Annotated in this window: 10 protein-coding genes; 3 read left to right on the plus strand and 7 right to left on the minus strand. The window is 55.8% G+C overall.

What is annotated here, in order from left to right; all coding sequences use genetic code 11:
• Nucleotides 1-16 precede the first annotated feature (16 nt).
• The 4 genes from DK507_RS11210 to DK507_RS11225 form a co-directional block, all read right to left on the minus strand.
• Nucleotides 17-448, minus strand: coding sequence for a TIGR01244 family sulfur transferase (locus tag DK507_RS11210; protein WP_109357636.1), 432 nt, complete (start codon nt 446-448; stop codon nt 17-19).
• A 116-nt stretch (nt 449-564) separates the two neighbouring features.
• Nucleotides 565-2352: a DNA helicase RecQ gene (gene recQ, locus DK507_RS11215; protein WP_109356482.1), complete on the minus strand. Its 1788-nt coding sequence runs from the start codon at nt 2350-2352 to the stop codon at nt 565-567.
• Nucleotides 2353-2441: 89 nt separating this feature from the next.
• Nucleotides 2442-3725, minus strand: a complete 1284-nt coding sequence (locus DK507_RS11220; protein ID WP_162559015.1) for an MFS transporter — start codon at nt 3723-3725, stop codon at nt 2442-2444.
• A 45-nt stretch (nt 3726-3770) separates the two neighbouring features.
• The gene (locus DK507_RS11225; RefSeq protein ID WP_109356484.1) at nt 3771-4934 is read right to left on the minus strand and encodes a TIR domain-containing protein; all 1164 of its coding nucleotides are present in this window, start codon (nt 4932-4934) and stop codon (nt 3771-3773) included.
• A gap of 123 nt (nt 4935-5057) precedes the next feature.
• On the opposite strand from DK507_RS11225, the gene DK507_RS11230 reads away from it, so the two are divergent.
• Nucleotides 5058-6809 (plus strand): adenylate/guanylate cyclase domain-containing protein, encoded by a 1752-nt coding sequence (locus DK507_RS11230; RefSeq protein ID WP_109356485.1) that lies wholly within the window; start codon nt 5058-5060, stop codon nt 6807-6809.
• Nucleotides 6810-6819: 10 nt separating this feature from the next.
• Here the strand turns inward: DK507_RS11230 and DK507_RS11235 are convergent, their stop codons facing one another.
• Complete coding sequence (locus DK507_RS11235; protein WP_109356486.1) at nt 6820-8064, minus strand: AarF/ABC1/UbiB kinase family protein; 1245 nt, start codon at nt 8062-8064, stop codon at nt 6820-6822.
• Nucleotides 8065-8266: 202 nt separating this feature from the next.
• Here DK507_RS11235 and DK507_RS11240 point away from each other — a divergent pair, with 202 nt between their 5' ends.
• Nucleotides 8267-9169, plus strand: a complete 903-nt coding sequence (locus tag DK507_RS11240) for a histone deacetylase (protein ID WP_109356487.1) — start codon at nt 8267-8269, stop codon at nt 9167-9169.
• A gap of 21 nt (nt 9170-9190) precedes the next feature.
• Here DK507_RS11240 and DK507_RS11245 read toward each other — a convergent pair whose 3' ends face one another.
• A complete protein-coding gene (locus DK507_RS11245) occupies nt 9191-9895 on the minus strand; it encodes a toll/interleukin-1 receptor domain-containing protein (RefSeq protein WP_109356488.1) in 705 nt (234 codons plus the stop codon).
• Nucleotides 9896-9900: 5 nt separating this feature from the next.
• Complete coding sequence (locus DK507_RS11250; protein WP_162559016.1) at nt 9901-10881, minus strand: hypothetical protein; 981 nt, start codon at nt 10879-10881, stop codon at nt 9901-9903.
• 101 nt (nt 10882-10982) lie between these two features.
• Between DK507_RS11250 and DK507_RS11255 the strand changes: the two genes are divergently transcribed.
• Nucleotides 10983-14192: an amidohydrolase family protein gene (locus DK507_RS11255; RefSeq protein WP_109356490.1), complete on the plus strand. Its 3210-nt coding sequence runs from the start codon at nt 10983-10985 to the stop codon at nt 14190-14192.
• Nucleotides 14193-14197: the final 5 nt, after the last annotated feature.

The raw sequence follows: 14197 nt of genomic DNA on the forward strand, positions 1-14197 counted from the left end.
CAACTGTCCAGCAGGATTAGTTGGCTCCGCCCGCCAAAGCGTCGACCATTGCGCGTATCGGGGTGATGTCATATCCGGCATTTCCGGCAAGCCGTGCAATCTCGTCTGGTGAGACGCCCTGTTTGGCCTGTGCCAATGACCATAGCAAAGTGGAGCGTGTTCCCGACCGGCAATAGGCGAGCGTCTTGCCTTCGGCTCCGTCAAGAGCCGCGATCATTGCATCGACTTGCGGTCCGGAAAACCCGCTATGTGTAATCGGGATAGCGATATAGTCGATTCCAGCCGCCTTCGCGGCTGCTTCGATATCGGCGCTCTGGGGCGCTGCCGGTTCCTCGCCATCGGGGCGATTGTTAACGATCAAGCGTACGCCATCCGCCTTGGCGGCCGCAACATCTTCCAAGCTGATTTGCGGTGAGACACTTATTTTATCGTTTATTTTCCGGAACATGTTTTCAACCTTTTCTACAGGAACAGAGGAATTTTCTTCCGCGAAACTGGTGGAATATCCCAGCACCGCACCACCGAGCAGCAGACCGCCGGTTGCCAATGATGCGATAACCTTTTTCACACGCTTTCCTCTTGTGCTTCAGATACCTCTCTTATCACATTCAGAAAGTCTTCCCCATATTTTTCAAGCTTCGCCGCACCGATGCCGGGCAGCTCGCCCAACGCTGACAAGCTGCGTGGTTTGAAGCCGGTCATATCACGCAGCACGCTGTCATGGAAAATAACATAGGGGGGTACGCCTTGATCCTTGGCCAGCTCCATACGTTTGGCGCGGAGGGCATCGAACAACGGATCGCCCACTGGATTGGGAGAAGAACCGCCGCGCCGTTTCTTGCGTTCGCGTTTTGGTGGCTCGACAATTGCAACCTCAGTTTCGCCTTTTAAAATTGCGCGGGCCTCCGGTCCGAACATCAGCCCGCCGTGCTCGGTGTTGCGCAGGGCGTCGCGCAGCAGCAGTGATCGTGAGACGGGTTTGATCAGCGGCGCTTCCTCGGTATCAACAATGTCGAAAACCGAAAGCTGGTCATGGCCGCGCGACAGCACTTTGTCTTCCTGTTTGCCGGTCAGCACCGCTTCAAGATGACCGACGCCAAAACTCTGTCCGGTGCGATAGACGGCGGAGAGAAATTTGCGTGCCAGTTCGGTAACATTGCGGGTAATCGGCGCATTCAGGCAGTTATCACAATTGCCGCAGCTTTGCGGTGGTTCTTCGCCAAAATGCTTCAGCAGGATGGCGCGGCGACATCCTGCTGCTTCCACCAAGCCGCCAAGCGCCGATAGCCTTGTGCGTTCGCTGTTCAGGCGCTGTTCGTCCACTTCCGTCAGTCTTTGCCGCGCCTTGGCGAAATCTTCTGCTCCCCAGAACATATGTGCCTCGGCAGGATCGCCGTCGCGGCCCGCGCGGCCGGTTTCCTGATAATAGGCTTCGATGGATTTGGGCAGACCTGCATGGGCAACAAATCGCACATCCGGCTTGTCGATACCCATACCGAAGGCAATGGTCGCGACCATTACCATATCTTCAGAAGCGACAAAATCGGCTTGATTGCGCTGCCGCACTTCCGGTGGTAACCCTGCATGATAGGCTCGGGCGCTGCGGCCTGTTCTGGCAATTTGATCTGCCATTTTTTCGGTCGCATTTCGGGTTGGAGCATAGATGATACCGGGACCGGACAAACGTTCTACCAGATCGGCTATTTGCCGGGTCAGGCCTTTACGGGGCGAAATGCTATAGCGGATATTGGGCCGGTCAAAGCCAGCGATGACCAGTCCATCTTGCTCGATGCCAAGCTGCACCAAAATGTCATCCCGCGTATGTTTGTCGGCGGTGGCTGTGAGCGCCAAGCGCGGCACATCGGCAAAATGATCGAGCAAGGGTCGCAGCAAGCGGTAATCGGGCCGGAAATCATGCCCCCACTCGGAAACGCAATGGGCTTCATCAATCGCAAAAAGCGAAATCTTCGTCTGTTCGAGCAGGTTTCTGAAATGCTCGCCGGATGCGCGTTCCGGCGCGGCGTAGAGAAGGTCAAGTTCACCAGCCTTCAACCGCGCGATCGTCTCCGCCCAATTGTCATCTGCTGAAGTAAGTGTTGCCGCGCGAATGCCGACCGCCTCCGCGCTGCGCAACTGATCGTGCATTAGGGCAATAAGCGGAGAGATAACAACAACCGTGCCTTCATTGGCAATGGCGGGCAGTTGATAGCATAGCGACTTGCCGGCGCCGGTTGGCATGACTGCGAGCGTATTTTGGCGCTCCATCACCCGCGCGAGAACCCGATCCTGCACGCCGCGAAACGCGGTAAATCCAAAGGTCGATTTCAGGAGCGGCAGCAGGTTCTCGATCATCCGGCTTTCCTACCCAGCGTATCGGCGAAGTGAAACCGTTAAAGTGGAAATGACCGATTTTGTTGGAGTGGTATTGGGTGCCGTGAAGGTCAGTCGGGCATCGAACGTGTCGCGCGCCAAAAATGAAAGCCGGCCCAGATGTTGAAAAGCGCCAGAATCGCAAGGGCACGCTGAAGCGCGGCGGCCTCGCCGAGTTCGTTGGCAAACGTATCTGACAGGATGCCGACAAATACCGGCCCGACGCCCAGACCGATAATACCCGCGATGAGCAGATAGATCGCCACCGCCATGGCGCGGGTTTCGTCACTGGCCAGTTTTTGCAGCGCGGCAAAATTGGGACCATAGTAAAAGGTCGCGGCAAAGGTCGGGATAGCCAGCAACATCACTGCGATATTGGCGCTTGGTCCATATATGGCCCAAATCATCCCCGGAGCTGAAACCACCATGACCAACGCTGCGACGAGCAGCGGCAGCGTCGGGCGCAGCTTGCCAAAATAGTCACCAGCGCGGCCACCGAGCCATGCGCCGAACCCGCCTGATATACCAACCATGACGCCAAGTTTCCAACCCAGTTCGCCATAGCCGATTTCATGGACCCGGACGAACAGACCGCCATAGAAGCTTGCCAACCCATAGGAGACAAACTGCACCAGCACGCCAGCCGCAACTAGGTGCCAGTAAGCGGGCTTGGAAGACAGTTCGATCAACGCGTCCTTCAATTTGGTTTTGCTTGGGTCAGGTTTGAAAGCCGCAGCCAATGACACGTTGCCGCGCGGATCGGGAACCGTGAACCAGATTACCACCGCAATGATGATCCCTGGTAACCCGGCCATCAAAAAAGCTACGCGCCAGCTGAAATTTTCGGCAATCCAGCCGCCGCCAGCATAGGCGATAAATGCACCTATTGGCACCGACATGCCCAATATGCCCAGAGCGCCCGCGCGACGTTCAGGCGGGAACAGATCGGCAATCAGCGAATGGGAAGCGGGCGCCGAACCTGCTTCCCCGATGCCGACTCCGACACGGGCCAGAAAAAGCTGAATGAAATTGGTCGCGAGGCCGCAGGCAACGGTCATGGCGGACCAGATGGCTATGGCTATGGCTATAATGCGGCTGCGGTTCCACTTGTCGGCCAGAGCAGCTACCGGGATGGCGAGAGTGGTATAAAAAATCGCAAATGAGAGTCCGGTCATCAGCCCGATTTGCGTATCGCTTAGACCTAGATCCCGCTTTACTGGTTCAGCTAAAATGGAAATGATCTGACGATCAAGGAAGTTGAGCATCGTGACGATGAACAATACGCCAAGTACATAGTTGGGATAGCGACTGGACATCGCTGTTCCGGTTCCCGCGGTGGTTTCAAGTCCTGCCATTACGCATCTGTTTGACATGCAATGACCTCCGGAGACACCCTTTGTTTAATTAGGACTTCGTTCGACAGGGCGCGCTATATTTTCCTCGAAAGCGCGCTCACCATCATCGTTGAAAGCATCGCTAAACTGGCTTCTGAATTCCGGTCTGGGTGGGTCCCGGGGTACGTCCAGATTACCAGCAGCAATGGCTCGCAAAATTGCGATCCGTTCCCGAACAATCGTGGCAACACAAGCGGTGTCAGGACAGGTGTCTCGTGTTTCGGTGCGCCATGCGCGTTGTTGTCGCTGAAGCCTGGGAGCATTTGGGCCGGCAGCGGACATTGCGTTCTTGTAAACGGACGACAAGGTCCGGTCGAGCTTGGCAAGTTCCGGGGTGTTGCAGATTAGAAATTCAATCCGCTGCGACGCTTTGGCACAATCAAAACTCGGCCCGTCGGGCGGCAGCGGTTTTGGAGCGACCGGTTTTGCTACTGGTTCAGGGTCCGGTTCTTCGGCCATATCGTCGTCCACCGGTTCGGCGGGATTTTCGACAGGATCAACCGGTGGCAAAGGCTCGTCCGCACTCATGGTGGTCCAGATCAGGAAGCCAGCGACTACAGCCACGAAAAGCCCGGCGATACCGACAATCGGCAGCCAATTGGTTTGTGACTTTTCAGGTTCCCAATCATCATAGTCTTCATAAACCGGCTCAGGCTCGGGTTCGGGCTCCGGATCCGGTTCCGGCTCTGGAGCTTCGGCTGCGCTCGCCTCGTCATTGCCGCTATGTTCGATCAGATCATCGACGGTCATGGTTTTCTGGACCGTGCCAGCAAGTTGATGCGCCTTGGCAGCAACCCGTTCAATTGTGCTCTCGCGCTGTTCGAGCCAGTCGATCCACTGCGAACTGGCAAGATGATAAGCCAGTTCATCCGGGGCAAGTTCTTCGAGCCGTACGGGAATAATGGCCTTTCGTGACGAATCTGCCAGGATCAGCTCGCGCTTCACATGGGGACTTTTGTCTGACTTGCTGCAGAAGAGAAGCAGCGTTGCACAGCTTTGATCAATGGCGCGTTTTATCGCCATATCGAATGCCTCGCCGGGTTCAACATCGCGGGGGGCCAGCCAACAGGTCACGCCATATTTGGCCAGAGATTTTTCGAGTTCCAGCGCGACAGGCAATTTACTGGAATGATGGCTGATAAACAGCTGAGTCGCTGGTTCTTGCCCCATATTTCCCCGTTCCCCTCCGGCGTAGCCGTCATGCGTTCCCAATCACATAGCGGAGCTTATACCCAAGATAGTGACTAAAGCCATAATTTGCGGCATTTGCAAAACTTAACTAGGAGGGATTGCATGGGGGCAAGCTTAACTGAAACCAAAAAAGCCATCGACAAAGGAAATTTGTTGCTGGCCTACGATCTTGCCCGCGTGGCGATCGATAAGGGTGATACATCGGCAGAATTGCGACACTTGCTGGTGCTGACGCTCGCTCGTATGGGCGATGGGCCGCAGGCGATGGAACTATATGAAGAATATGGTCTGCACAGTTCGGCCAATGCGCATCATCGTTCAATTGCTGCGCGAATATTGAAAGATGCGGCGCTGGCGATGCCGGATGGTGATGATCGTGATGAAGCGCTGTTGTCCGCCTACCGGGCTTATACCAAGATTTATGAGGATAGTGGTGACGCTTATCCAGGCATCAATGCTGCCAGTCTTGCCCTGATAAGCGGGCGCAAGAAACAGGCACAGGCGCTGGCTTCTTCAATCATTGCACTCAAGGAAATATCGAACCCGAAAGACTATTATGATGCGGCGACACTGGCCGAAGCCCTGTTGATCAACGAGCGGGTCGATGAGGCTGCCGCTGCACTATACATGGCGAGCCAGTTGCCCGATGCCAATAGCGGTGCAAAGTCGAGCACCAATCGCCAACTTGCATTGCTGGCCCGAACATTGGGGCTGGATGCTGATCGGGAAAATGCTGTGCTCGCCCCGATATCGCCGCCCACCGTCGTTCATTATTGCGGTCATATGTTTCTTGAAGATGCGGCAACCGAGGCGGCTTTGCGGAACCGGATTGACGAATTTCTGAACAAGCAGAATGGCGATTTTGCTTACGGCTCCTTGGCGGCCGGTGCTGACATATTGGCGGCGGAAGCGATGTTGGCACGCGGTGGGGAACTGCATCTGACGCTGCCATTTCTAAAGGAAGATTTTATCGAGCAGTCTGTCATACCTGCTGGTGAGGGATGGCTTGGGCGGTTCGAACATTGTCTGGAATCGGCTACCAGCGTGCATTTCGCGACGGAAATGAACTATGTCGGTGATCCGGCACAATTTGGTTATGCCAGCAAAGTCGCCATGGGCATGGCGAAATTGCGGGCGGATTATCTCGGTACATCTCCGCAGCAATTGGCTTTGTGGGATGGGGTGGCGGTTGACGGACCCGCCGGAACCGGTGCCGATGTCAAGGCTTGGAGTGACTATGGCGGCGTCACTACAGTTATCGCACCGGACGCAATTGATCGCAATCTGAGCTGGCCCGAACAACCTGATACAGATGACCTGGGCCGCGGTCTGGCGGCGTTTTTGTTCACCGACTTTCCGGGTTTCTCGAAACTTGCGGAAGCGGCACTGCCGGCCTTCTGGCAAGGTGTAATGGGACGGATGGGAGCAGTGCTGGACAATTATCCGGACCAGGTTCTGGCGAAGAACAGCTGGGGAGATGCGGTGTTGGCAATCACCCCGGATGCGCCGGTTGCTGCCGAGATTGCGCTGGCCCTGCAAGAAACTTTGCAGGATTTTGACTATGGCCTGCTGGGGCTTTCCGAAAGCAGCGGCATGAGGATCGGCGTCCATTATGGACCCGCCTATCAGACTAAGGATCTGATCACTGGTAAAACGACCTTTTATGGTACTGAAGTCTCACGCGCCGCGCGGATTGAACCGGTTACTCCGCCTGGCGCGGTGTTTGTGACGGAACCTTTCGCCGCGATCCTGATTCTGGAGGCGTCTGACCGGTTCAAATGCCGCTATGTCGGGAATGTCGAGTTTGCCAAAGGCTATGGGACATATCCGATCTATCGCCTGATGCCAGTCTAGTACTTGTTGCTTAGAGATAGTCTTTCAGCAACGGGCCGACATCGACTTTTGCTTTCAGACGGTTGGCCAGCATGTAGACACCGCCAAATTTGCGGTGAATGAAAACCGTATCAACCGGCGGGACATGCCAGAAATCGCGGGCCGCCGCAAAACGCATCCCTTCGTCGCGCAGATCCTGCGCGATTGCATTGTCGGAAAAGTCTATTGGACCTTTTTTACGCAACGGCGCCATGGCCATCTCGAACATGTCCATGATGGCCTCCTGATGATGGTCCGCTGCGCTGTCATCGAACAAGCCGATTTTGATCGCTGCTTTCTGGGCTGCCTCGCGATCGCCGGCCATTCCGGCGATCACCAGCTTGCGATATTGATTGGCGACACGTTTCGGCACGGCACGGGTCGCACCAAAGTCTAGCAGCACGAGTTGCCGCGTTTCGTGATTATAGCGATAGTTGGCAAAATTAGGATCAGTTTGCATCAACCGAAATTCAAACAGTTCGCGGAGCATCAGGCTGAATAGCAGTTTGATGATGCGGTTGCGTTCCCTTTGGGATGCAGACGCCATGGACTCGATAGGCGCGCTATCAATGTAGGACATGGCGAGGACATGACCGGTCGTGAGATCTTTGTGCAATGCCGGTACCTGAAAGTCCGGTGCATCTTTCAGCAACTTGCCAAAGCGTTTGAGATAGGCCGCTTCCTGCTCATAATCCGCTTCCTGATGCAGCTGCAGCTTGGCTTTCGAGAGCATCGGGGCGATGTCGAGTGATTTGGGCACGACACCGGACAGGTTGATAAGCGATGCGACATTATCGACGTCGCTATCAATGCTTTCCCGTACGCCGGGATATTGGACCTTGATAGCAAGATCGCGGCCATCAGCCGTGGTGGCGCGATGGACCTGACCGATGGAAGCGGCGGCAACAGGCCTCATCTGGAAATCTTCAAACCGGTCTTGCCAATCTGACCCATATTGAGAGGATATCACTTTAAGCAACTGCTTTTGAGGCATATATTGCGCATCGGCGCGCAGTCGGGCAAGAATTTCGGACAGTTCTGGCGGAAGGAAATCGCTGGCATCCATCGACAGCATCTGCCCCAGTTTCATCGCCGCACCGCGCAGATTGGCTAGCTGGTTGGTCAGTTTAATCGCGTTGCCAGGCGTAAGCAGCATGTCGCTGATCTTCGGACGTTCGCCTTCGGCCAGACGTTTTGCTCCCTCCAGCAACATGCCTCCGCCAATTGCCGTTGCCATGGTCCCGAAGCGGGCAAAGCGCGACAAGCGTCCGCTGGGTACAGCGAGCCCTTTTTCCGGCGATTTGCGCTTACTGGCTATGATCGTGTCTTTTCATTTTTGGAAAACGTCGGTCAATATGTCGTAGGTGATTTCGGCTTTAATCCCGATACGCCGATGGGGACAGTGTCATTTTTGCATGCGTTGTTCTAACACATGCCGCATGTTGCATGTCGTTCATCATGGTGACTATGTCGCGCCGGCGCCCACACGCGGCAGTTTTGCTTTCGACAAATACCGGCTGGTCATGGACGCAGTGAAACAGTTGTCAGACCGGTACACCGTTTACGCGCCGCATGCGATGGAACGTGAATGGCTCGAAGCCGTACATGACCCGGAATATGTTGATCAGGTTTTGTCTGCTGTGGTGCCTCATGAGAAAGAACGGCGGATCGGCTTTCCGGTTTCGCAAGAGATCGCGCGGCGGGTGCGATTTACCTCTGGCGGGACATGGCTGGCCGCGAAACTGGCGCTGGACCATGGCTATGCGGCCAACAGTGCAGGGGGCAGTCATCATGCGCTGGCTGATACCGGGGCCGGCTATTGTGTGTTCAATGATCTGGCGGTGAGTGCCAACCGGCTGATCGCGGAGGGCGATGCCGGACGGATATTGATCCTCGATCTGGATGTGCATCAGGGAGATGGCACGGCTTCACTCTTGGCCGGGCGTAGCGACATTATGACCGTGTCTGTCCATGCTGAGAGGAATTTCCCGGTGCGCAAGGCCCAATCCACTCTGGATATCGGACTGGAAGATGGCACGGACGATGTACGATATTTGGCGAAGCTGGTAAAGCATCTCCCGGCGTTGCTAGATGATTTTCGTCCGGATCTGGTCCTCTATCAAGCCGGGGTCGATCCCCATGTCAATGACCGGCTGGGGCGTCTCGCCCTGACTGATGAAGGTCTTGCAGCGCGCGAGCGCTTTGTTATCGCACAGGCACGAGGCAGAAAAGTCCCGGTCGCCAGCGCCCTGGGTGGAGGTTACGGGCAAGACCATCAGACTGTTGCAATGCGTCACGCGCGCTCGATGCTGACTATGGCAGCTGAAAATGACCGCCGTTGAGCGAGTTTCTGGAGCGATGTTTCAGGTTCGACGAAGTGGAAGGCGGATGACGCCAAAGGACAAGGCCTGACACAGGCCAAGGATCGCCAGAACCAACAGGCCGAGACCCGCCCGCCCGCCGAGCAGCGTTTCCAGCGATTGTCCGCCGCTCAACGAAAAGCTGATGAGGCCGATGATGAGCAAAAGGATGACTGCCATTGCCAATCCACCCAGCAGGCGCAGGCCGATATTAGCAACCGTCCATTGCTTTCGTTTCCCAAGCCGCGGGGCCGTTTGACTATGGAAGATCGCATCGTTCAAGATCTCGACGTCCTGGCTAAAGGAAATATGCCGCACGAACAGCGCGTTGCGATCCAGTAACGGGTGAAGCTCCTCAGGCAACTGATCCCGCGTCGGCATATCGGCCTCGTTGAGCAGAACGGGGATCACCCGTTTGCCGAGGCGCAGCGCCTCTGCCACTTCCATGCGCACAAAATCATTCTCGTTGGATATGCGCGGTCGTGCGCCTTTTATCGTCTGCCCCAGCCATTTGTCACCGATGAGGACGAGGCAGATATCGGCCTCGGCCATTGCACTGCGCAAACGGTCTGGAAAAGCCTCGCCAGCCGCAATCGATTCCACGTCTAGAAACACCGACTTAACGCCCGGCAGGTCGGCTAGCCGGTCCGCCAGTCGCGCTGTGGCATCCCGGCTGTCATCGCGGCGGTAACTGAGGAATATGCGCATGGTCTTCAACGCTTGAAATTGGCCGCGATGGTCATGTTGAGCTTCGTCTTCGCCAAGTGGATGCGCGGAGTTAAACGGCCGGGTGCGATCATCCGTACCTTGCCGGTGCGGGAGTTTTTAGTGAACTCATAAATCAACGCCTCAACATTGTGATCGCCCGTGAAAGCGATTTTTTTATAGGCGGTCGAAAGATTATTGCTGCCAGCGCTGAGCCTTCTCTGTGCTTCGGTGCTGGACAGTGACCGGCGGCTGGTTTGATAGGGAGTGTCGCTGACGACCACGGCAATATAGCGATAGAATCCCGGAGGCGCGTCAAGGAACAGGCCTCTGACGAAACTTGTCAGGGAATCGGAATTGCGCTGACTGGGCAAGGTATAGCGTTCCGTACCAGGCAGCGGATCGCCCTTGGCGCTAATTTTTTCAATACGGGTGACCAGAACAAAGCCGCCCGGCGCAGAAAAATAACTATATTCAAGATAGCCTGCATCCTCGAAAGCCGCCTTAAGCTTCTGACCGGCATCGTGAAGTGACAAATTTGCCCGACCCTTGATGAAGCGGTCAAGGCTGACGCGCGAGGACGGCGTTTCAGGGGGCCAGACGGGATATCTGGGGATTTTGGGACCTCCCTTAAACAGCCCTGATAATGATCCGGTCCTGATGGAGCGTTTGACTGTCTTCCCGGCTTTCGATCCGACCTTGTCAACTATTCTCTTCTGCGCGGGACGCGGGCGTGGTTTGGCCACCGCTACGGGAGGCGGCGGCGGAGGGGGAGGAGGAAGGGCAGCGGGCTTCGGCTCGGCCATGGGGGAGGCGACTTGCTGTGATTGGCCGGTTAAAGGCTTGCTCGCGCAGCCCGACATCAGCAGCATCGTCACACTCGCCGCTGCGGCGACATATCGATAGTGCTGGCTGGCCCCCGTCATGTTCCCCACCTGAATAGCCCCATGTAAAGCCTTGTAATCCAATAAAGCTGTGAGGTCCATCATCGAAACCAGCGGGTGGTTTTGTCGAGTATGAAGTTTCTCTGTTCATCCGGCTAATTTTGTTGTTAACCTACGACATAAAATAAAGCCTAAGGGAGTCCTCCATGAAATATCGTCTGATTACGGCGCTTGCTGCCATTTCTCTTGCTGGGCAGGTGCATGCACAATCGTCTGATGACAAATCCAAAGAGGAAAATTGGGACGTTAACGCTCCAAAAGGTGCAACCATCAAGCAGGTGCCGATCAAGACCGATGAAGGCAGCTGGATTGATGTCGATGTCAGTCCCGACGGCAATAGCATCGCTTTTGCGCTGCTTGGCGATATTTATACGATGCCGATGGCAGGTGGAACGCCCACTCGTATTGCTGAAGGGCTAGCGTGGGAAGTGCAGCCGCGTTTCTCTCCTGACGGGAAACGTATCGCCTTTACCTCGGACCGTGGCGGTGGCGACAATATCTGGATTATGAACCGCGATGGCAGCGACAAGCGGCAGGTAACAAAAGAGAAATTCCGCCTGCTCTATCAGCCGAGCTGGAGCCCCGACGGCCGGTATATCATTGCCAAGAAACATTTCACCACCGGCCGGTCACTCGGAACCGGGGAAGTCTGGGTCTACCATGTTTCGGGCGGAGCAGGGGTTGTTCTGGTGAAAAAGCCTAATGAGCAGCACCAAAAAGAGCTGGGCGAGCCTATTTATGCCCCCGATGGCAAGTCGCTTTATTATACTCGCAATATCACGCCTGGTGGTCAGTTTATCTATGCGCAGGATTCCAATACGGACCTGTTCAATATCGAGGAATATGACTTGGAAACCGGTGAGATTACGACCGCTGTATCGGGTCTCGGTGGGTCAGTGCGGCCAACACCATCGCCAGATGGCAAGAGCATTGCTTTTGTCCGGCGTGAGCGGGCGAAGTCCAAGCTTTATGTAAAAGACCTCGCCACCGGAATAGAGCGCAAGGTCTATAACGATCTGGATCAGGATGTGCAGGAGACATGGGCTGTCACCGGGGTTTATCCCAACATGGATTGGACACCGGACAGTCGTAGTATTGTCTTTTGGGCCGGCGGAAAAATCCGCAAGGTTGCCGCCGATGGTTCCGGTGCATCGATCATCCCGTTTGCTATCAATGACACGCGCGGCATTGCAGATGCTCCGCATCCTAAAATTACTGTAGCGCCCGATAGCTTCACCACAAAGATGCCGCGCTTTGCTGAAGTTTCGCCTAACGGCCGACAGGTTGTGTTTGAAAGCCTTGGGCAACTTTACATCAAGTCAATGGGTGGTGGTGCGGCAAGGCGCCTGACCCGCAGCAATGGCCAACGCGAGCTTTTCCCGTCCTGGTCCCGTGATGGCCGGTCGATTGTTTTTGTCGAGTGGACCGATAGCAACCTTGGTCGGATCAAGACGGTGAGTGCTTCCGGCGGATCGGCTCGTGTCGTGACCAATCGGCCCGGTCATTACGCCCGACCGCATTTCTCCCCTGATGGCCGCACGATCATTTTCGAAATGCAGGGCGGCGGATATCTAACCTCCCCCGACTATTCAGTGGAAGATGGCGTGTACCGTGTCGCTGCATCGGGCGGCACACCCGAACGTGTCGCAAAGGGGGCTGCAGGACCCCAATATGGCGCGAACAGCGACCGTCTGTTCATGATGGCGCAGAAAGACAATAAACGTGTGTTGATGAGCAGCGACCTTAAAGGCGAAGCGAAGCGCACCCATGCAACCGGCGAATTGGCTAATGACTATATAGTGTCACCAGACGGGCAATATGTCGCTTTCCGCCAGAATTATGAAGTGTTTGTCATGCCTCTGCTTCCCGGTACGCAGGCCGTTGCAGTTGCTCCGGACAGCAAGTCGCTGCCGGTAATCCGAGTCAGCAAGGGCGGGGCGGACTACATACACTGGTCGCAAAACGGGCAGCAACTCCATTGGAGCATTGGACCGCAAGTCTTTACCGCGAAGACCAGCGCTCTTTTTCCCAATGCGCCAGCAGGGAAAGACGCACCGAAATTCACTCCGCCAACCAGCGGCGTCTCGCTGGAGCGAATTGTCGCCGCCGACAAGCCCGCTGGGGTGGTCGCTTTGATCGGCGCGCGGTTGATCACGATGGCTGATGATCAGGGCGGGGTCGTTGAGGATGGCACGATTGTCGTCAAGGACAACAAGATCATCTCTATCGGGGGGCGTGGCAGTATTGCCGTTCCAGCTGAGGCAACCGTGGTTGATGTCACAGGCAAAACCATTGTGCCCGGATATATCGATGCGCACGCCCATGGCGCTCAGGGAACGGATGAATTGGTCCCGCAGCAAAACTGGTCACTGATGCAGAATCTGGCACTGGGCACCACGACCATTCATGACCCGTCCAGCAGGGCGAGCGAGATTTTTGTGGCAGCAGAAATGCAGCGGGCCGGCCAATTGATCGGGCCACGTATCTTCTCAACCGGTGAGATTGTATATGGAGCAAAAGCGCCGCGCGTTTATGCGGAGATCAACAATCTCGATGATGCGCTGGACCATGTCCGGCGGCTGAAGGCGCAGGGAGGCAGCAGCGTCAAAAATTATAATCAGCCACGCCGGGAACAGCGTCAGCAGGTTGTCGAAGCCGCGCGTCAGGAGAACATGCTGGTCGTGGCAGAGGGCGGATCGCTCTATGGCATGGATATGGCATTGATTGCTGACGGCAACTCTACGCTGGAACATAATATCCCGCTGGATATTTTCTACGACGATGTCATCCAAATGTTCTCGCAATCACAGACCAACTACACACCTACAATAGTGGTCAGCTATGGTGGTCTCGCCGGTGACCCATATTGGCGGCAGGCGACCGATGTGTTCAAGCATCCGCTGCTAACACACACGCCGCCGAAACAGTTGGCCGCTGCTAACGTGCGCCGGACCAAGGCACCGGAAGAGGATTTTGTCGATGACGATAATGCCCGCGAAGCCAAGAAGCTGGCGGACAAGGGTGTGTTGGTATCCATCGGTGCGCACGGTCAACAAGCCGGTATCGCGACCCATTGGGAACTTTGGTCCTTCGTTCGTGGCGGCATGTCGCCGTTACAGGCGCTGCGGTCCGGTACGATTGATTCCGCCAAATCACTTGGCATGGCTGATGAGATTGGATCGCTGGAAGCCGGTAAGCTCGCCGATCTGGTTGTACTGGACGCCGACCCGACCGTCGATATCCGCAACAGTGACAAAATCCACCGCGTCATGGTCAATGGCCGGATGTACGATCCGGTGACTATGAACGAAGTCGTGACCGGAGCACGGAAACGGTCAGCTTATTGGTGGGAGTAAATTAG

The organism is Sphingorhabdus sp. EL138, assembly GCF_900258045.1.
Taxonomy (GTDB): Bacteria; Pseudomonadota; Alphaproteobacteria; order Sphingomonadales; family Sphingomonadaceae; genus Parasphingorhabdus.

Bases quoted from the DNA above. Each gene is read 5' to 3' on its own strand.
- DK507_RS11250 (WP_162559016.1), bottom strand. From the start codon at position 10,881: ATGATGGACCTCACAGCTTTATTGGATTACAAGGCTTTACATGGGGCT.
- DK507_RS11240 (WP_109356487.1), top strand. From the start codon at position 8,267: ATGTTGCATGTCGTTCATCATGGTGACTATGTCGCGCCGGCGCCCACA.
- DK507_RS11255 (WP_109356490.1), top strand. From the start codon at position 10,983: ATGAAATATCGTCTGATTACGGCGCTTGCTGCCATTTCTCTTGCTGGG.
- DK507_RS11220 (WP_162559015.1), bottom strand. From the start codon at position 3,725: ATGGCAGGACTTGAAACCACCGCGGGAACCGGAACAGCGATGTCCAGT.
- recQ (WP_109356482.1), bottom strand. From the start codon at position 2,352: ATGATCGAGAACCTGCTGCCGCTCCTGAAATCGACCTTTGGATTTACC.
- DK507_RS11235 (WP_109356486.1), bottom strand. From the start codon at position 8,064: ATGGCAACGGCAATTGGCGGAGGCATGTTGCTGGAGGGAGCAAAACGT.
- DK507_RS11225 (WP_109356484.1), bottom strand. From the start codon at position 4,934: ATGGGGCAAGAACCAGCGACTCAGCTGTTTATCAGCCATCATTCCAGT.
- DK507_RS11230 (WP_109356485.1), top strand. From the start codon at position 5,058: ATGGGGGCAAGCTTAACTGAAACCAAAAAAGCCATCGACAAAGGAAAT.
- DK507_RS11245 (WP_109356488.1), bottom strand. From the start codon at position 9,895: ATGCGCATATTCCTCAGTTACCGCCGCGATGACAGCCGGGATGCCACA.
- DK507_RS11210 (WP_109357636.1), bottom strand. From the start codon at position 448: ATGTTCCGGAAAATAAACGATAAAATAAGTGTCTCACCGCAAATCAGC.